This is a genomic window from Xanthomonas arboricola pv. guizotiae (assembly GCF_002940205.1).
GTDB lineage: Bacteria > Pseudomonadota > Gammaproteobacteria > Xanthomonadales > Xanthomonadaceae > Xanthomonas > Xanthomonas arboricola_C.
The window spans coordinates 128,292-147,008 of the sequence record NZ_MDSK01000008.1 but is presented as its reverse complement, the minus strand read 5'-3'; the positions used below and the strand labels follow the sequence as shown (position 1 = coordinate 147,008).

General features: G+C 64.1%; 15 protein-coding genes and 1 tRNA gene. All 16 read right to left on the bottom strand.

The window, feature by feature from the left end:
• Positions 1–30 precede the first annotated feature (30 nt).
• The gene (gene rpsO / locus XarbCFBP7408_RS07165; protein WP_003485583.1) at positions 31–291 is read right to left on the bottom strand and encodes a 30S ribosomal protein S15; all 261 of its coding nucleotides are present in this window, start codon (positions 289–291) and stop codon (positions 31–33) included.
• Between the two features lie 156 nt (positions 292–447).
• Positions 448–1,374, bottom strand: coding sequence for a tRNA pseudouridine(55) synthase TruB (truB, locus tag XarbCFBP7408_RS07160; protein WP_104562384.1), 927 nt, complete (start codon positions 1,372–1,374; stop codon positions 448–450).
• An 80-nt stretch (positions 1,375–1,454) separates the two neighbouring features.
• Complete coding sequence (gene rbfA / locus XarbCFBP7408_RS07155) at positions 1,455–1,847, bottom strand: 30S ribosome-binding factor RbfA (protein ID WP_024937968.1); 393 nt, start codon at positions 1,845–1,847, stop codon at positions 1,455–1,457.
• A gap of 158 nt (positions 1,848–2,005) precedes the next feature.
• Positions 2,006–4,705: a translation initiation factor IF-2 gene (gene infB / locus XarbCFBP7408_RS07150; RefSeq protein WP_181106730.1), complete on the bottom strand. Its 2,700-nt coding sequence runs from the start codon at positions 4,703–4,705 to the stop codon at positions 2,006–2,008.
• A gap of 95 nt (positions 4,706–4,800) precedes the next feature.
• The gene (gene nusA, locus XarbCFBP7408_RS07145; RefSeq protein ID WP_104562354.1) at positions 4,801–6,312 is read right to left on the bottom strand and encodes a transcription termination factor NusA; all 1,512 of its coding nucleotides are present in this window, start codon (positions 6,310–6,312) and stop codon (positions 4,801–4,803) included.
• Between the two features lie 4 nt (positions 6,313–6,316).
• The gene (rimP, locus tag XarbCFBP7408_RS07140) at positions 6,317–6,907 is read right to left on the bottom strand and encodes a ribosome maturation factor RimP (protein WP_104562353.1); all 591 of its coding nucleotides are present in this window, start codon (positions 6,905–6,907) and stop codon (positions 6,317–6,319) included.
• 211 nt (positions 6,908–7,118) lie between these two features.
• A tRNA-Met gene (locus XarbCFBP7408_RS07135) sits at positions 7,119–7,195 on the bottom strand.
• 202 nt (positions 7,196–7,397) lie between these two features.
• On the bottom strand, positions 7,398–8,858 hold the full coding sequence (gene nuoN, locus XarbCFBP7408_RS07130; protein ID WP_104562383.1) for an NADH-quinone oxidoreductase subunit NuoN: 1,461 nt from the start codon (positions 8,856–8,858) through the stop codon (positions 7,398–7,400).
• A gap of 36 nt (positions 8,859–8,894) precedes the next feature.
• Positions 8,895–10,397, bottom strand: coding sequence for an NADH-quinone oxidoreductase subunit M (locus XarbCFBP7408_RS07125; RefSeq protein WP_104562352.1), 1,503 nt, complete (start codon positions 10,395–10,397; stop codon positions 8,895–8,897).
• A gap of 20 nt (positions 10,398–10,417) precedes the next feature.
• A complete protein-coding gene (gene nuoL / locus XarbCFBP7408_RS07120; protein ID WP_104562351.1) occupies positions 10,418–12,592 on the bottom strand; it encodes an NADH-quinone oxidoreductase subunit L in 2,175 nt (724 codons plus the stop codon).
• Positions 12,593–12,599: 7 nt separating this feature from the next.
• On the bottom strand, positions 12,600–12,905 hold the full coding sequence (nuoK, locus tag XarbCFBP7408_RS07115; protein ID WP_006450557.1) for an NADH-quinone oxidoreductase subunit NuoK: 306 nt from the start codon (positions 12,903–12,905) through the stop codon (positions 12,600–12,602).
• Positions 12,902–13,564 carry an NADH-quinone oxidoreductase subunit J gene (locus tag XarbCFBP7408_RS07110; protein WP_181106734.1) on the bottom strand — a complete coding sequence of 221 codons (663 nt, stop codon included), beginning with the start codon at positions 13,562–13,564 and terminating at the stop codon, positions 12,902–12,904. Before XarbCFBP7408_RS07110 ends, nuoK begins: the two co-directional genes overlap by 4 nt.
• Positions 13,565–13,568: 4 nt before the next feature.
• Positions 13,569–14,057, bottom strand: a complete 489-nt coding sequence (gene nuoI, locus XarbCFBP7408_RS07105; RefSeq protein ID WP_002810206.1) for an NADH-quinone oxidoreductase subunit NuoI — start codon at positions 14,055–14,057, stop codon at positions 13,569–13,571.
• Between the two features lie 3 nt (positions 14,058–14,060).
• Complete coding sequence (gene nuoH, locus XarbCFBP7408_RS07100; RefSeq protein ID WP_104562350.1) at positions 14,061–15,152, bottom strand: NADH-quinone oxidoreductase subunit NuoH; 1,092 nt, start codon at positions 15,150–15,152, stop codon at positions 14,061–14,063.
• Positions 15,149–17,383 (bottom strand): NADH-quinone oxidoreductase subunit NuoG, encoded by a 2,235-nt coding sequence (gene nuoG / locus XarbCFBP7408_RS07095; protein WP_104562349.1) that lies wholly within the window; start codon positions 17,381–17,383, stop codon positions 15,149–15,151. The genes nuoH and nuoG overlap by 4 nt, the downstream gene beginning before the upstream one ends.
• Positions 17,380–18,714 carry an NADH-quinone oxidoreductase subunit NuoF gene (nuoF, locus tag XarbCFBP7408_RS07090; RefSeq protein WP_104562348.1) on the bottom strand — a complete coding sequence of 445 codons (1,335 nt, stop codon included), beginning with the start codon at positions 18,712–18,714 and terminating at the stop codon, positions 17,380–17,382. The genes nuoG and nuoF overlap by 4 nt, the downstream gene beginning before the upstream one ends.
• Between the last annotated feature and the right edge of the window lie 3 nt (positions 18,715–18,717).

The following is an 18,717-nucleotide window of genomic DNA, read 5'->3' as shown; positions in this document are numbered from 1 at the left end:
GCATCGCTGCGCCGCGGCGGTGTGACTCGATTAGCGGCGCAGGCCGAGCTTCTCGATCAAGGACTTGTAACGCTCGTTGTCCTTCTTCTTCAGGTAGTCGAGCAGGCTGCGGCGACGGTTGACCATCTGCAGCAGGCCACGACGGCTGTGGTGATCCTTCTTGTGGGTCTTGAAGTGGCCGGTCAGCAGCTCGATGCGCGCGGTCAGCAGGGCGACCTGCACTTCCGGCGAACCGGTGTCCTGGGCGCTGCGCTTGTTGTCTTCAATAACTTTCTGGGTGTCGACGGACATGATGTTTACTCGATAGATGCGTGGTCGACAGGAACGTGCATGACGCACCGCCGGACTCGCCGTTTGCTTGGGATGAGCGCGCTTGGCGCTGAGGTGCCCCGATCAGGGCCGCGAAATTGTACCGTCGCACGGCCCAGGGAACAAGTTGACTAAACCTTAACAAGCTACCGCTTGGTTCAGTCCATTGAACAATCGCTGCGGCGACAAACGCCCCTCCGCGTCCACCAGGCCTAGCCCTGAGGGAATTCCGTCGGGTCCGAACACGGCCACCTGGCCGGTCGGAAATGCGGCATCGCGTAGGCGCTGGCCCATGCGAAAACGCGCCGCATGCGCCGCATCAAGCACGATCCGCGCAAAATCGGCCAGTCCGGCCTCGATCGGCAGCAACAGCGCCTGCGCGTCGGTGCCCGCTTCCAGGGCTGCCGACAGCGCTTCCAGCGTGATCATCTGCGGCACGCGAAACGGCTCCACCCAGAGCCGGCGCAGCGAGACGATATGCGCACCGCAGCCGAGCACCTCGCCCAGATCGCGCGCCAGGCTGCGGATATAGGTGCCCGAGCCGCAGGTCACCCGCAACTGCAGCCGCGGCGCGGCGTAACCGAGCACATCGATCGCATGCACCTCGACCTCGCGCACCGGCGCCTCGATCACCTCGCCACGGCGCGCCTTGGCGTACAGCGGCTCGCCGCCCTGCTTGAGCGCGGAATAGATCGGCGCCTGTTGCCGGATGCGCCCGATAAAGGGCGTCAGCGCTGCACGCAGCGCGTCTTCGCCCAGTGCCGGCACCGCACGCTCGCGCAACACCTGGCCATCGGCATCGTCGGTATCGGTGGTGACACCCAGCACGATCTCGGCGTCGTAGGCCTTGGCCGAACCGAGCAGCAGGCCGGCAATCTTGGTGGCCTCGCCCAGACACAGCGGCAGCAAGCCGGTGGCCAGCGGATCCAGGCTGCCGGTGTGGCCGCCCTTTTCGGCACGCAACAAACGGCGCGCGGACTGCAAGGCCGTGTTGGAGCTGACTCCCGCCGGCTTGTCGAGCAACAGGATGCCGTGCAACGGGCGATAGACGATACGGGGTTTCAACAGATCGGTGCTCGAATCGGGCACTGTGCGCGCCCGTTGAAATCAGGGCCGCTGATCGACAGGCGGCCGGCCGGCAGCGCTCAGCGCTGCTCGGCGTCCTCGTCGCTGGACGCGGCCTCGGGACCGACATCGTCCAGGTCACGCAGCAGGTTGTCGATACGCTCGCCGCGGTCGACCGAATCGTCGTAATGGAAATGCAGCTCGGGCACGTGGCGCAGCTTCATCGCGCGTGCCAGTTGCGTGCGCAACTGACCGGCGATTTCCTTGAGCCCCTTGACCGCTTCGGCCGAACGTTCCTGCTGCAGTGCGGTGACGAACACCTTGGCATGCGCCAGGTCGCGGCTGATTTCGACGTCGGACACGCTGACCGACGGCAGGCCGTGGTCGCGCACGGCCGCGTGCACGATCGTGCCGAGGTCGCGACGCACCTGCGCCGACACGCGGTCGGTGCGATGGAATGATTTGGTTGGCATGGTCGTGGACCTGGTTGATTCGGAGGGCCAGTTGGCACCGAAGCCAAAAACGGACGCGGGCGGCCATGCCGCCCTCGCCTTGCAGAACTCGCGTTGCAACTCCGCCTGGCGAAGTCCGGGGCCCCTCAGCCGTTACAGCGCGGGGGCCCCGTCAGCCGTTACAGCGTACGGGCGACTTCGATACGCTCGAAGCACTCGATCTGATCGCCGGCCTTGACGTCGTTGTAGGCCTTCACGCCGATACCGCACTCGGTCCCGTTGCGCACTTCCTCGACGTTTTCCTTGAAGCGACGCAGCGATTCCAGTTCGCCCTCGAACACCACGACGCTGTCGCGGAGCACGCGGATCGGCTTGCTGCGCTTCACCACGCCTTCGATGACCATGCAGCCCGCAACCGCGCCGAACTTGGAGCTGCGGAATACGTCGCGGACCTGCGCGATACCGATGATCTCTTCGCGGATTTCCACGCCGAGCAGACCGGACGCCACCTGCTTCACCTGGTCGATCACGTCATAGATGATCGAGAAATAACGCAGATCGATACCGTTGGACTCGACGATCTTGCGCGCCGATGCGTCCGCGCGCACGTTGAAGCCGATGATCGTGGCCTTGGAGGCGGCTGCCGAATTCGCATCGGATTCGGTGATGCCGCCCACGCCGGAGTGGATCACGTTGATGCGGATGTCGTCGTTGGACAACGCCACCAGCGACTGCTTGAGCGCTTCCACCGAGCCCTGCACATCGGCCTTGATCACCAGGTTCAGCACCTGCTGGCCTTCGCCCTTGCCCATCTGGGCCAGGATGTCTTCCATGCGGTTGCTGGCCGAGGCCACCAGACGCGACTCGCGACGCCTGGTTTCGCGCTGCTGCGCCACGTCCTTGGCCAGACGCTCGTCGTCGACGACCACGAAGTCGTCGCCGGCTTCCGGCACGCCGGACAGGCCGAGCACCTGCACCGGGATCGACGGGCCGGCCGAGGCCGGCTGGTGGCCGGTCTCGTCGAACAGCGCACGCACACGCCCGTACTGGATGCCGCACACCAGGTAATCGCCACGCTTCAGCGCGCCCTGCTGCACCAGCACCGTGGCCACCGGGCCGCGACCCTTGTCCAGCGAGGATTCGATCACGGTACCGCTGGCGCGGCCCTCGGCCACTGCCTTGAGCTCGAGCACCTCGGCCTGCAGCGAGATCGCGTCCAGCAGCGTGTCCACACCGGTACCGAGCTTGGCCGACACTTCGATGAACTGGGTATCGCCGCCGAACTCTTCGGCCACCACGTTTTCGGCCAGCAGCTCGTTCTTGACCCGCAGCGGATCCGCACCGGCCTTGTCGATCTTGTTCACCGCCACGATCAACGGAACGCCCGCCGCCTTGGCATGCGCCACCGCTTCCTTGGTCTGCGGCATCACGCCGTCATCGGCCGCAACCACCAGCACCACGATGTCGGTGATCTTGGCGCCGCGGGCACGCATCGAGGTAAACGCGGCATGGCCGGGCGTATCCAGGAAGCTGATGACGCCACGGCCGGTTTCGACGTGGTACGCACCGATGTGCTGGGTGATGCCACCGGCCTCGCCCGAGGCGATCTTGGTGCGACGGATGTAATCCAGCAGCGAGGTCTTGCCGTGATCGACGTGACCCATGATGGTCACCACCGGCGGACGCGGCGTGGCATCGCCCTGCGCGTCCTCGGCATGCGCCAGCAGCGCGTCCTCGAAGTCGGCATTGTCGGCACGCACCGCCTTGTGGCCGAGTTCTTCGGTCACCAGCGCGGCGGTGTCATGGTCGATGCTCTGGGTGATGGTCGCCATGACGCCCATCTTGAACAGCGCCTTGACCACGTCGCCGCCCTTGAGCGCGAGCTTCTGCGCCAGGTCGGCCACGGTGATGGTCTCGCCGATCGCCACTTCGCGCACCACCGGTGCGGTGGGACGCTCGAACCCGTGCGGACCACTGTTGCCCTGGTTGCCGCCACGGCCGTTGTCGTTGCCGCGGCGCGAGGACGACGAACCCGGACGACCGGTCGGCTTGCCGCGCACGTTGGAGCGGCGCGCACGATCGGCCGCGGACAGATGCAACTGCCCGGCGAAGCGCTTGGTCGCGTCGTCGTCCTCGACCCCGGCCACCATGACGTGCGAACCGCGCGTCTTGTGCTTGGCCGCATTGGAGCGGTCGTCCGGACGCGCCGGCGTGGCCGGACGCGATGCCGGCGATGCGCCAGCCGGGCGGGCCGGACGCGGCGCAGACGGCGACGAGGACGGGCGCGCGGCAGGCGGTGCGGGGGCGGCAGCCACCGGCGCCGGCGCACTGGCAGCCGCAGCGGCTTCCTCGGCAGCCTTGCGCTCGGCTTCTGCACGGTCTTTGGCGGCCTGCTCTTCTTCACGCTTGCGCTGGATCGCTTCGTCGCGCAGGCGGTCGCTTTCGGCCAGCGCCTGCTGCTCGTCGAGATTGCGCTGACGCGAGGCGGCAAGCTTGGCCAGGATGTCGGCGCGCTCCTCGTCCGGCGTCATCGGCGCGGCACGGCCGCCACCTTCGTTCTCGGACTTCACATAGGTGCGCTTCTGCCGCACCTCCACGTTGACCGTGGTCTTGGTGCGGCCGGCGCTGACCGTGACTTCCTGCAGCTTGCGCCGGTTGAGCGTGATCTTCTTGGCTGCTTCGCTCGCCGCTTCGGCGGGCGTCTCGGCCTTGCCATGCGTGCGACGCAGGAAGCCAAGCAGTTTCATCTTCTCGGTGCTGGTCACGACCTGATCGGGACCGCTGAACTTCATTCCGGCCTCGGCCAGTTGAACCAGCAGTCTATCGACCGGCGTATTGACCAGTTCGGCAAGCTTGCGGATGGTGGTTTGCTGCGACATTCGGATCCTATGATCTGGTTGGCGCCCCCTCGCCCAGAGCAAGGGAAACGCTGATTCTAAGCCCTGATGGGGTCAGGGCGCGGTTCATTGCCGGCTCATTCGCCGCGCTCCAAACGGGCGATCTCCTCGGCGCGGGCCGCCAGGATCAGCGCCGCGGCGCGCTCCTGGGTCAGACCCTCGATGCCGAAGTCGACGATCTCGTCCGCTGCCAGGTCGGACAAGTCCTCGCTGGTGCGCACGCCATGCTCGGCCAGGGCAAAGGCCGTTTCCTCGTCCATCCCCTCCAGCGCCAGCAGGTCCTCGGTGGGCTGAGTTCCTTCCAGGCCTTCTTCTTCTGCCAACGCGGCGTTGAGCAACGCATCGCGGGCACGGGCGCGCAACTCTTCGACGATGTCTTCGTCGAAGCCTTCCACCGCCAGCAACTCGCCGACCGGCACATAGGCGATTTCTTCGACCGTGTTGAAGCCTTCGGTCACCAGGATCGCTGCGATTTCCTCGTCCACTTCCAGGCGATCCATGAACAACTGGCGCGCGGAGGTCTGCTCGGCTTCGGACTTGGCGGCCACCTGGTCGGCGGTCATCACGTTGAGCTGCCAGCCGGTCAGGCGGCTGGCCAGACGCACGTTCTGGCCGCCCTTGCCGATCGCCTGGGCCAGGCGGTCTTCCGCCACGGCCAGATCCATCGAGTGCTTGTCTTCATCGACGATGATCGACTGCACTTCGGCCGGCGCCATCGCATTGATGACGAAGTTGGCCGGGTTCTCGTTCCACAGCACGATGTCCACGCGCTCGCCATTGAGCTCGTTGGACACCGCCTGCACACGCGAACCACGCATGCCGATGCACGCGCCGATCGGATCGGTGCGGGTGTCGTGCGCGATCACCGCGATCTTGGCGCGGTCGCCCGGATCGCGTGCGCAGGCCTTGATCTCGACCAGGCCCTGGCCCACTTCCGGCACTTCCAGCTTGAACAGCTCGATCATGAATTCCGGCGCGGCGCGGCTGATGAACAGCTGCGGGCCACGTGGCTCGGAACGCACTTCGGCCAGATAGCCGCGCACGCGGTCGCCCGGGCGCAGCACATCGCGCGGAATGCCCTTGTCCTTGGGAATGAAGGCTTCGGCATTGCCGCCCAGGTCGACGAAGATGTTGCCGCGCTCGGCGCGCTTGACCACACCGGTGATCAACTCGCCGACACGGTCCTTCCAGGCATCGACCACCTGCTGACGCTCGGCCTCGCGCACACGCTGCACGATCACCTGCTTGGCAGCCTGCGCCGCGATACGGCCGAAGTCCGGGTTCTCGATCTGTTCTTCGATGTAGTCGCCCACCTCGACGCCGTCGGCTTCGTCGACGGCATCCATCAGACGCATCTGGCGATCCGGGGATTCCATCACCACGTCGTCGGCAACCACTTCCCAACGACGGTAGGTTTCATAGGTACCGTCCTTGTGATCGATGGTGACGCGTGCCAGCACGTCCTGGTCGGGATAGCGCTTCTTCGCTGCGGAAGCCAGCGCGGCCTCGATCGCATCGAAGATCACTTCGCGCGGCACGCCCTTCTCGTTGGCCACCGCATCCACTACCAGCAAAAGTTCCTTGCTCATTTCGTCACTCCGCGCGCGGCTTGCCAGCCGCCGACTCGTTGGATGGTTTCTTCTTCTCGTGCCCGGGTTTTTTCGGGCCGGGCTTGTTCGGTTTTTGCGGGGCCAGGCCCAGAGCGACCCAATCCGGCAGGATGCGTGCCTTGTCGATGTTGTCGAAGCCGACCTGCACATCCTTGCCGTCGACGGCGAACACCACCGCGTCCGCCGCGGCCTCGATCCGCACGATCTGGCCCTGGAAGCGGCGCCGGCCATCCTGCGCCAGCTTCAGCACGATCTTGGCGGACTCGCCAACGTGACGGCCGAACTGCTCCAGCGTGAACAACGGACGGTCCACACCCGGCGAGGACACTTCGAGCGTGTAGTTGCCGGTGATGGGGTCTTCGACGTCGAGCTGGGCCGAGACTTCGCGGCTCACGCGCTCGCAGTCGTCGACGTTGATCACACGCTCGGGCTGTTCGGCCAGCGGCACATCAATGTACAGGCGCAACGTGGCGCCACCTGGAGCGGGAAGATATTCCACACCCAGCAGCTCCAAGCCCAGGGACTCAACCGTTGGACTCAGCAGATTCGCGATTTCGGTCGCTTTTTCGCTCACAGACTGCCCTGATCAGATGATTGCCAGTAGACCCCCCGGCAACCGGCAGCAAACTTTCCGGTTCCGGAAAAAACAAGGGGCCCGATGGGCCCCTTGCGTGAAAAAAGCCCGACCTCTCAGGGCCGGCGCAAAGACGGGAACATGCGTCTTTGCGATCCAAGAAGCTGAAGGACTGCCCTAAGGCATCGCATTAAAGCAGTACTTCAAAACTTGGTAGCGGGGGCAGGATTTGAACCTGCGACCTTCGGGTTATGAGCCCGACGAGCTGCCAGACTGCTCCACCCCGCAGCAGAAGCGGAATTATGAAGAACTTGAGCGGCAATTGCAAGCCCTAGTTTTTCATCGATTGAAAACCCTGGGGGCCTCCAACGTCGCGGCAAATGATAACCGCATTGCAACAAAAACGAAACAGCAATCACGGCTTTATTTCAGTCCTCTATCGACGGCGCGTGTGGCGCACGCGCCGCGAAGTCATGCAAGGACGCGTGACTCAGGCGATGCCTGCAAAAGCACGCTGGCACCACACCATGATCGGGCTCCAGGCCAGGCCCAGCGCAAGCAACGCAAGCGCGTTGACGCCCAGCACGGTACCCAGTACACGGTCGTTGTTGGCCGGCAACGGCTCGCCCACCGGCTCATCGAAGTACATGACCTTGATGACGCGCAGATAGTAGAACGCGCCGATCACCGCGCAGAGCACGCCGACCAGGGCCAGCCACAGCATGTCGCCATTCACCGCAGCGCCGAGCACTGCCAGCTTGGTCCAGAAACCCAGGAACGGGGGGATGCCCGCAAGCGAGGCCATGATGCACAGCACCAGGCCGGCCATCCACGGATTACGCGCATTGAGCCCCTTGAAGTCGTCGATGTTCTCGGCTTCGAAGCCGTTGCGCGACAACGCGATGATCGCACCGAACGCCGCGGTCGACATGATGGTATAGCTCACCGCATAGAACATCGCCGCGGCATAGCCTTCCTCGCCACCGCCGGCCACGCCCATCAACAGGAAGCCGATGTGCGAGACGGTCGAGTACGCCAGCATGCGCTTGAGATTGCTCTGCGCGATCGCCATCAGGTTGCCGATCACCAGCGACACCGCCGACAGGCCACCGATCAACAGATGCCACTGCGGCGACAGCGGCCCCATGCCGACCTCGAGCAGGCGGTACGCCATACCGAAGGCGGCAAGCTTGGGCGCAGAGCTGATGAACAAGGCGATCGGCGCAGGCGCGCCCTGGTACACGTCAGGCAACCACATGTGGAACGGGGCGGCACCCAGCTTGAAGGCCACGCCGGCGATCATGAAGATGGTGCCGGTCAGCAGCAGCGTGCGCTCGTTGGAGCCTGCGATCGCGTCGTGGATGCCGCTCAGGCTCAGCGTACCGGTGGCGCCGTAGACCAGCGACATGCCGTACAGCAGCAGGCCCGAGGCCAGCGAACCCAGCACGAAGTACTTCATCGCCGCTTCGGTGGCCAGGCCGTTGTCGCGGTTGGAAGCGACCAGCGCATACGAGCACAGCGCGAGCAGTTCCAGGCCCAGGTACACCATCAACAGGCTGCCCGCCGAGGTCAGCAGCATCATGCCGGCGGTGGCGAACAACACCAGCACCGGGATCTCGCCCTGGTAGAGATTGCGTTCGCGCAGGTAGGTCCAGCCGTAGACCAGGCTCAGGCCGCTGACCAGCACGATCACCGTCTTCATCACGTCGGCCGCGGTGTCGCGCACGAACATGCCGTGGAAGATCTCGCCCTGCCCGCCCGTACCGGTCGCCAACAGCGCGAACACCACCGCGAGCACGGCGACGGAAAACAGGTGGGTCCAGACCTTGTTCCGCTGGCTCACGAACAGGTCGAGCATCAGCAGTGCAAAGGCGCCGCCGATCAGCACCAGCTCCGGAACAAGCGGAGCCAGGTCAGCGGTGGTCAACGGCGCGAGCGTTGGCGTGGTCATCATCAAATCCTGGAAATCAAAACGTACGGCAAGCTGTTACAGCTTGGTCGCGGCAATCTGGGTAGCCAGCTTGGCGATCGATGGTTCCATCAGATCGGTCAGCGGCTTCGGATACAGGCCCAGGGCCAGCACGCCAACGGCGAACACCCCCAGCACGAATGCTTCGCGGCCATTGATGTCCTTCAGCTCGGCCACGTGTGCGTTGGCCACTTCGCCGAAGAACACGCGCTTGTACAGCCACAGCGTGTATGCGGCGGTGATCACCAGCGTGGTGGCGGCGGCGAAGGCAACCAGCGGATGCTTCTGGAAGCTGGCCAGGATCACCATGAACTCGCCGACGAAACCACTGGTACCCGGCAGGCCGGCATTGGCCATGAAGAACAGCATGGAGAACGTCGCGAACCACGGCATCACGTTGACCACGCCGCCGTAATCGGCGATGCGGCGGGTATGCATGCGGTCGTACAGCACGCCGATGCAGGAGAACATCGCACCGGACACGAAGCCGTGCGAAATCATCTGCACCATTGCGCCCTGCAGGCCCAGGCGGGCGGCGTCGGTGCTGCCGTACTCACGCACCAGGGTAAAGGCAATGAAGGTGCCGAGGGTGACAAAGCCCATGTGCGCGATGGACGAATACGCCACCAGCTTCTTCATGTCGTCCTGCACCAGGGCCACCAGACCGACGTAGACCACGGCGATCAGCGACAGCGCGATCACCAGCCAGGCGAACTCGTGGCTGGCATCCGGCACGATCGGCAGGTTGAAGCGCAGGAAGCCGTAGCCACCGATCTTCAACGCGATCGCAGCAAGGAACACCGAACCGGCGGTCGGCGCTTCGACGTGCGCGTCCGGCAGCCAGGTGTGCACTGGGAACATCGGCACCTTGACCGCAAACGCGATCAGGAAGGCGAAGAAGATCCAGGTCTGCTCCTTGGCGGTCAGCTGCAGCGCGTACAGATCTGCCAGCTGGAAGCTGCCGCCCTTCAGGTACAGGTACACCAGGCCCACCAGCATCAGCACCGAGCCGAGGAAGGTGTACAGGAAGAACTTCATCGCCGCGTAGATGCGCCGCGGACCGCCCCAGACGCCGATGATCAGGAACATCGGGATCAGCATGGCTTCGAAGAAGACGTAGAACAGCATCGCGTCGGTCGCGGCAAAGATGCCGACCGTGACGCCTTCCAGGATCAGGAAGGCGGCGACGTACTGATTGACGCGCTTGTCGATCGAGCGCCAGGCGCCGATCAGGGCCAGCACCGTCACCAGCGTGGTCAGCACGATCAACGCGACCGCGATGCCGTCCACGCCCAGGTTGTAGCCGATGTTGTAGGCCGGGATCCAGGCATGCAGTTCGATGAACTGCAGGGCGTCATTGGCGGTGTCGTAGCCCAGCAGCGGCAGACTCAGCACAAAGGTCGCCACCGCCACCGCCAACGATGCCCAGCGGGCAGTCTCGGCGTTGCGCAACGCAAGGATCAAGGCGCCGCCGATAATCGGCAGCCAGATCAAGATAGACAGTAAAGGCCAGTTCGACACGTTTTCTTATTCCGTACAGGTCAACGCCAGAAATGCATCAGTACCGCCAACAAGGCGATCAAACCGATGATCATTGCGAAGGCGTAGTGATAGAGGAAACCGGATTGCGTGCGACGCAGCAGATTTGCAGCCAGGTCGATCAGTCGGGCAGAACCATTGACGACGACACCGTCGACCACATGGGTATCGATGGCACGTGATGCCTTGCCAAGGACCACGCCGCCACCGGCGAAGCCATTGATCCAGAGCTTGTCGAAGCCGTACTTGTTTTCCAGCAGCCACACGATGGGCGCGAACGTCTTGCGCGACTTGGTGGCCAGTTCCGGCTTCCACAGATAGAACAGCGCAGCCAGCAGCAGGCCGGCGACCGTCAGGAAGAACGGTGCCGCCATCATGCCATGCAGCGCGAAGGCGACCGGGCCATGGAACTCTTCGGCCAGTGCGCCGACGGTGTCACGCGCAGGATCGTAGAAATCGACGATGCCGGTGAAGAACGACACGGCCTGCCCCTTGAGCGCATGTGCGGCGTGGTGGCCCTGCCAATCGGTGCCGAACAGCATCGGACCGATGGTGAAGAAACCGATCGCCACCGACGGAATCGCCAGCAGGATCAACGGCAGCGTCACCACCCACGTGGATTCGTGCGGCTCGTGGGCACCATGGTGACCATGACCGTGGTCGTCGTGGCCGTGCGTCTCGTGTGCATGTGCGTCGTGCGCATGACTGTCGTGCGCGTGGACCTGCGCCTCGGCATCGGTGTGCGCGCTGTCGTGGTGTGCATGCACATCGTGCGCATGGGCATCGCGGAAACGTTCCTTGCCGTGGAAGGTCAGGAACAGCAGGCGGAAGCTGTAGAAGCTGGTCACCAGCACGCCGCCGAGCACTGCCCAGTAGCCATAGGTCGCGATCCAGCTATGCGACTCGTGGGCATGGTGTGCGGCTGCCTCGATGATGGTGTCCTTGGAGTAGAAGCCGGAGAAGAACGGCGTACCGACCAGCGCCAGGGTACCGATCACGCTGGTCCAGTAGGTCACCTTCATGTACTTGCGCAGGCCGCCCATCTTGCGCATGTCCTGCTCGTGGTGCATGCCGATGATGACCGAACCGGCCGCCAGGAACAGCAGCGCCTTGAAGAAGGCATGCGTCATCAGGTGGAACACGGCGGCCGAATACGCCGACACGCCCAGCGCCACGGTCATGTAGCCCAGCTGCGACAGCGTGGAATACGCCACCACGCGCTTGATGTCGTTCTGCACGATGCCGATCAGGCCGGTGAAGAAGGCCGTGGTCGCACCGATGAACAGGATGAAGTTCAACGCGGTTTCCGACAGCTCGAACAGCGGCGACATACGCGCCACCATGAAGATGCCGGCGGTCACCATCGTGGCGGCATGGATCAGTGCCGAGATCGGCGTCGGGCCTTCCATCGAGTCCGGCAGCCACACGTGCAGCGGCACCTGCGCCGACTTGCCCATCGCGCCAATGAACAGGCAGATGCAGATCAGCGTCATCACGCTCCACTCATGACCAGCGAACAGCTGCACCTTGGCACCGGCCATGGTGGTCGCGTTGGCGAACACGGTGGAGTAATCCAGCGAGCCGAACCACAGCAGCACACCAGCGATGCCGAGAATGAAGCCGAAGTCGCCGACGCGATTGACCAGGAACGCCTTCATGTTGGCGAACACGGCGGTCGGGCGCTTGAACCAGAAACCGATCAACAGGTAGGACACCAGACCCACCGCTTCCCAGCCGAAGAACAGCTGCAGGAAGTTGTTGCTCATCACCAGCGTGAGCATGGAGAAGGTGAACAACGAGATGTAGCTGAAGAAGCGCTGGTAGCCCGGATCTTCTTCCATGTAGCCGATGGTGTAGATGTGCACCAGCAACGACACGAAAGTCACCACCACCATCATCATCGCGGTCAGGCGGTCGACCATGAAGCCGACATGCGCCGAGTAGTTACCGACGTCAAAGAAGGTGTAGAGGTTCTGGTTGAACGGGCTGGCACCCTGCTCCACCAGCTGATACAGCGTCAGGCACGACAGCACGCAGCTGACCGCCACGCCCAGGATGGTGACGTATTGCGCGCCCTTGCGCCCTACCTGGCGACCGAACAGGCCGGCGATGATGCTGCCGACCAGCGGCGCAAGCACCACCGCGATCAGCAGACTCTTGGAGAGAGTGATTTCCATCTACAGGTCAGCCCTTCAACGTATCGACTTCGGCCACATTGATCGTGCGGCGCGTGCGGAACAGAGTCACCAGGATCGCAAGGCCGATCGCAGCCTCCGCGGCGGCAACGGTCAGGATGAAGAACACGAACAGCTGACCGGCGGGGTCGCCAAGCTCGCGCGAGAACGCAATGAAGTTGACGTTGACCGACAGCAGCATCAGCTCGATCGACATCAGCAGCACGATGACGTTCTTGCGGTTGAGGAAGATGCCGGCCAGGGAGATGCAGAACAGCACCGCGCCCAGTCCCAGCAGGTGGCCCAAGGTAATCAAGACTTCGCCTCCTGTCCGTCGGCCGCATCCAGCTTCGGCGCGACCTGTACCGGCTTTTCAACCGCCATTTTGACGATGCGCAGACGATCGCCCGCCTTCACCCGCGACTGTTCGCCCGCGTTCTGGTGCTTGATGCCGGTGCGCTTGCGCAGGGCCAGCATCACCGCGGCCACCACGGCCACGGTCAGGATCACCGCGGCGAACTCGAACGGCAGCAGGAACTGGGTGTAGAGAGTCTTGGCCAGCCAGGTCAGGTTCGACACGTCGGCGGCCTGCGCCGCTGCGTTGTCTGCCGGGAACGGCGTGACGCTACGCGCCTTGACTCCGATCAAGGTGACCATCTGCGCGAGCATGGCCACCGCCACGATCACACCGAGCGGCATGTACTTGACCCAGCCCTCGCGCAGGCGGCTGGTGTCGATGTCCAGCATCATCACCACGAACAGGAACAGCACCATCACCGCGCCGACGTAGACTAGCACCAGCGTCACGCCGAGGAACTCGGCGCCGACCAGCAACCAGATGCATGCCATCGAGAAGAAGGTGAGGATCAGGCACAACACGGCGTACACCGGGTTGCGCACGCTGATCACCGCACCGGCGGACACGACCGCGACGGCGGAGAAGGCGTAAAAAGCAATAGTGACCCAGTCCATCATGACCTCAACGGAAGGCGGCATCGGCAGCGCGACGCTCGGCGATCTCGGTTTCGAACCGGTCTCCGATCGCCAGCAGCTGCGGCTTGTTGACAATGTTTTCGCCACGCTTCTCGAAGTGGTACTCGAGGATATGCGTCTCGACGATCGAGTCCACCGGGCAGCTTTCTTCGCAGAAGCCGCAGAAGATGCACTTGAACAGATCGATGTCGTAGCGCGTGGTGCGGCGGCTGCCGTCCTCGCGCTTGGCCGAGTCGATGGTGATCGCCAGCGCCGGGCACACCGCTTCGCACAGCTTGCAGGCGATGCAGCGCTCTTCGCCGTTGGGATAGCGACGCAATGCGTGCAGGCCACGGAAACGCGGCGATTGCGGGAACTTCTCCATCGGATACAGCACGGTGTACTTGGGCTTGAACGTGTATTTCAACGTCAGCCACAAACCGCCGAGCAGTTCGAGCAGCAACAGGCTCTTGAAGTAATGGGTGATCTTGTTCATCAATTACACGCCCTTCTGGATCACGCCGTAAAACACCATCAACGCCGTCACTGCGATCCACACGATCGTGAGCGGAATGAAGACCTTCCAGCCCAGACGCATGATCTGGTCGTAGCGGTAACGCGGGAAGCTGGCGCGGAACCAGATGTAGGCGCTGGCGAAGAAGAACACCTTCATCAGCAGCCACGGCCAGCCGCCCCTCCACAACCAGTCGATCCACGGCGAGATATCCGCATTGACCCAGCCCTGGATCGGGCTCAACCAACCGCCGAGGAAGAAGATCGAGATCAGGAAGCTGACCAGGATCATGTTGGCGTACTCGGCCAGGAAAAACAGCGCGAACGCGCCACCCGAGTATTCCACCATGTGGCCGGCGACGATTTCCGATTCACCTTCCACCACGTCGAACGGCGCGCGGTTGGTTTCGGCAACGCCGGAGACCCAGTACACGATGAACAACGGAAACAGCGGAATAAGGAACCAGTCGAAGAAGCCCGAATTGCCACCCTGTGCCAACACGATCTGGCTCAGGTTGACGCTGCCGGAGGCGATCATCACGCCGACCAGCGCGAAGCCCATCGCGATTTCGTAGCTGACCACCTGCGCGGCCGAGCGCATCGCACCCAGGAACGCGTACTTGGAGTTGGACGCCCAGCCGGCCAGGATGATGCCGTACACGCCCAGCGAGGTCATCGCCAGCAGATACAGCAAACCCACGTTGGCGTTGGACAGCACCAGCTGCGCGTCGAACGGCACCACCGACCAGGCCGCGAAGGCCGGCGCCAGCGTGAGCAGCGGCGCGATGACGAACATCGCCTTGTGCGAGCTGCTCGGTTGCACGATCTCCTTGAACAGGAGTTTGAACACGTCGGCGAAGGCCTGGAAGATGCCCATGCCCACGTACATCGGCCCGTGACGCACGTGCATCCAGCCGATCAGCTTGCGCTCCCAGACCACGTAGAAGGCCACCGACACGATCACCGGCACGGCGATCAGCAGGATCTTCAGCACGGTCCACAGCACCACGCCGCCATCGCCCAGACCGACAAACCACTGGTGCAGGGGATCGACCAGGTTCAACAGCAATTCGTTCATGCAGCCACCACCGTTACACGACCGGCACCGAGCGGCGCGGTTGCGCCATGGCCGGATTCGATCCACACCGTGCCCGGTGCGACGCGCTTGTCCAGCACCACCGGCAACGTCGCCTTACCGGCGTCGGTACCGACCTTGACCATCTGACCGGCGCCGACCTGCAACTGCGCGGCCTGCTCCGGATGCATCGCCACACACGGCGCGATGTTGAGCGGATGCGACTGCAGCGCGGCGGCGCGACGCACCACCGCATCGGTGCGATAGATCGCAGCGGTGGCGGCAACTTCCAGCCCGTCGCTGCCCGCAGCCGGCTGCGCCGAGGCGACAGGGCTGATGGGACGGTTCTGCATGCCGGCACGCAGGCCGACCAGATCGATGAATTCGAAACCGGCCAGACCCAGCTCGCCACCGAGTGCACGCAGGACGCGCCAGCCTTCGCGCGCTTCGACCGGAAGGCGACCGGCAGCACGTGCGGTCTGCACGCGACCATCCAGATTGGTCAGCGATGCATCGATTTCCGGCAACGCACCGATCGGCAGGATCACATCGGCCACATCGCGCGTCGACGCACAGGCGAACTGGCTGAAGGCGACCACCTTGGCACCCGCCAAGGCGCTGCGTGCGGCAGCGGCATCGGCGAAATCCAGACCCGGCTCGATGCCATACAGCACGTAGGCCTGGCGCGGCTGCGCCAGCATACCGGCGACATCGCGTGCGGTCGGCAGCACACCCTGCGACACCAGACCGACTGCGTTCGCACCCTGCGGGATGCGGCACAGCGAGGCACCGGTTGCAGCGGCAAACTCGCGTGCAGCGGCACGCAATGCGGCAGCCTGCGGATGGTTTTCAGCCAGTGCGCCGACCACGATCACGGCGCGCGTGGCGCCCTTGACCGCATCGCGCAATGCCGCATCGTCCAGGGCACCGGCCAGCTGCGACGGCGCAACGACCGTACGGCTTGCCTGGGTGAAGGCAAAATCGAAATCGACCGGGTTGACCGAATGGATCTTCGTCCCATTCTGGATACTGGCCTTGCGCAGGCGGGCATGCAGCAACGGCAGCTCGTGACGTACGTTGGTGCCGAACAGCACCACCACATCGGCGCGCTCGATCTCGGCTAGCGGCGTGGCGAAGGCTTCGGCCACTGCGGCGTCGGAGAAATCGCGATTGAGCAGACGGTGGTCCAGATTGCCGCTGCCCAGCCCCTCGGCCAGACGCGCGAGCAATGCGCCCTCTTCGTTGGAGGTGGACGGATGCACCAGCACACCGAGCGCATCGCCGGCGTTTTCGCGCAGGATCTGTGTCGCGGCGGCCAGGCCTTCGGCCCAGCTCACCTCGGTCCACTCACCGTTGACCTTCTTCAGCGGCTTGACCGCACGGTCTTCGGCGTACAGGCCCTGATGCGAATAGCGGTCGCGATCGGACAGCCAGCATTCGTTGACCGCCTCGTTCTCGCGCGGCACGGTGCGCAGCACTTCGCCGCGACGCACGTGCAGGAACAGGTTCGAGCCCATCGCATCGTGGTAGCCGAGCGACTCGCGCGCCATCAACTCCCACGGACGCGCACGGAACTGGAACACCTTGTTGGTCAGCGCGCCGACCGGGCAGACGTCGATGACGTTGCCGGAGATTTCGGTGGTCAGCGGCTTGCCGTCGTAGGTGCCGATCTGCAGATTCTCGCCGCGATACATGCCACCCAGCTCGTAGGTGCCGGCAATGTCTGCGGTGAAACGCACGCAACGGGTGCACTGGATGCAGCGGGTCATTTCGGTGGCAACCAGCGGACCGATGTCCTCGTCCGGCACCACGCGCTTGCGCTCGTTGAAGCGGCTGACCGAACGGCCGTAACCAAGCGACACGTCCTGCAGTTCGCACTCGCCGCCCTGATCGCAGATCGGGCAGTCCAGCGGATGGTTGATCAGCAGGAACTCCATCACGCTGCGCTGGTACTTCAGCGCCTTTTCGCTACGCGTGGTGACCTTCATGCCATCCATCACCGGCGTGGCGCAGGCGGGCGACGGCTTCGGCGATTTCTCGACATCGACCAGGCACATGCGGCAGTTGGCCGCGATCGGCAGCTTCTCGTGGTAGCAGAAGCGCGGGATCGGGATGCCGGCCTTGTCGGCCGCCTGGATGATCATCGAACCCTTCGGCACCACCAGGGACTGCCCGTCGATCTCGACGGTGACATGGTCCGGTGGCACGTTGGGGTTCACTGGTTGGGCGCTCATGCGGCCACTCCGACGTGCGTGTCGACGATCGAACGACCGTTGACGATGTAGTACTCGAACTCGTCCCAGAACTGGCGCAGGAAGCCTTGGATCGGCCATGCCGCCGCCTCGCCGAAGGCACAGATGGTGTGGCCTTCGATCTGGCCGGCAACGGTACGCAGCTGATGCAGGTCTTCCATCGTCGCCTTGCCGGCAACGATGCGCTCCAGCACGCGGTGCATCCAGCCGGTGCCCTCGCGGCACGGGGTGCACTGGCCGCAGGATTCCTTGTGGAAGAACTGCGAGATGCGGCAGGCGAAGCGCACGCAGCACACGCTGTCATCCAGCACCACGATGGCGCCAGAACCCAGACCGGTGCCGAGCGCACGCAAGGTGTCGTAATCCATCTGCAGGCCGGCAACCTGGTCGGCCTTCAGCACCGGCATCGACACACCGCCAGGCACCACGCCCTTGAGGGTGCGACCCGGACGCAGGCCACCGGCCATTTCCAGCAATTCGTCGAAGGTGGTGCCGAGCGGCACTTCGAAATTGCCGCCCTTCTGTACGCAGCCGGACACCGAGAAGATCTTCGGGCCGCCGTTCTTGGTCTTGCTCAAGCCGAGGAACCACTCCGGGCCGTTGCGAATGATCGCCGGCACCGACGCGTAGGTCTCGGTGTTGTTGATGGTGGTCGGCTTGCCGTACAGGCCGAAGTTGGCCGGGAACGGCGGCTTGTAGCGCGGCTGGCCCTTCTTGCCTTCCAGCGATTCCATCAGCGCGGTTTCTTCGCCGCAGATGTAGGCGCCGGCACCCAGCGCACCGTAGATATCGATATCCACGCCGCTGCCGAGGATGTTCTTGCCCAGCCAGCCGTTGGCATAGGCATCGGCCAGCGCCAGCTCGAAGTGTTCGAACGGCTCGTGGTGGAACTCGCCACGCAGGTAGTTGTAGCCCACGGTCGAGCCGGTGGCATAGCAGGCGATCGCCATGCCCTCCACCACCGAGTGCGGGTTGTAACGCAGGATGTCGCGGTCCTTGCAGGTGCCCGGCTCGGATTCGTCCGAGTTGCACAGGATGTACTTCTGCATCGTGCCCTTGGGCATGAACGACCACTTCAGGCCGGTCGGGAAGCCCGCGCCGCCACGGCCGCGCAGGTTGGACGCCTTGACCATCTCGATGACGTCGGCCGGCGCGATCTTCTCTTCGAGGATCTTGCGCAGCGCGGCGTAGCCACCGGTTTTCAGATAGCTCTCGTACGACCACGGGGTGTCGTAGTGCAGCGTCGTGTAGACGACCTGATGCGGCAACGGCGCCGGACCGACCGGGCCTGAGGGTGCGTGATGATGTGCCATGTC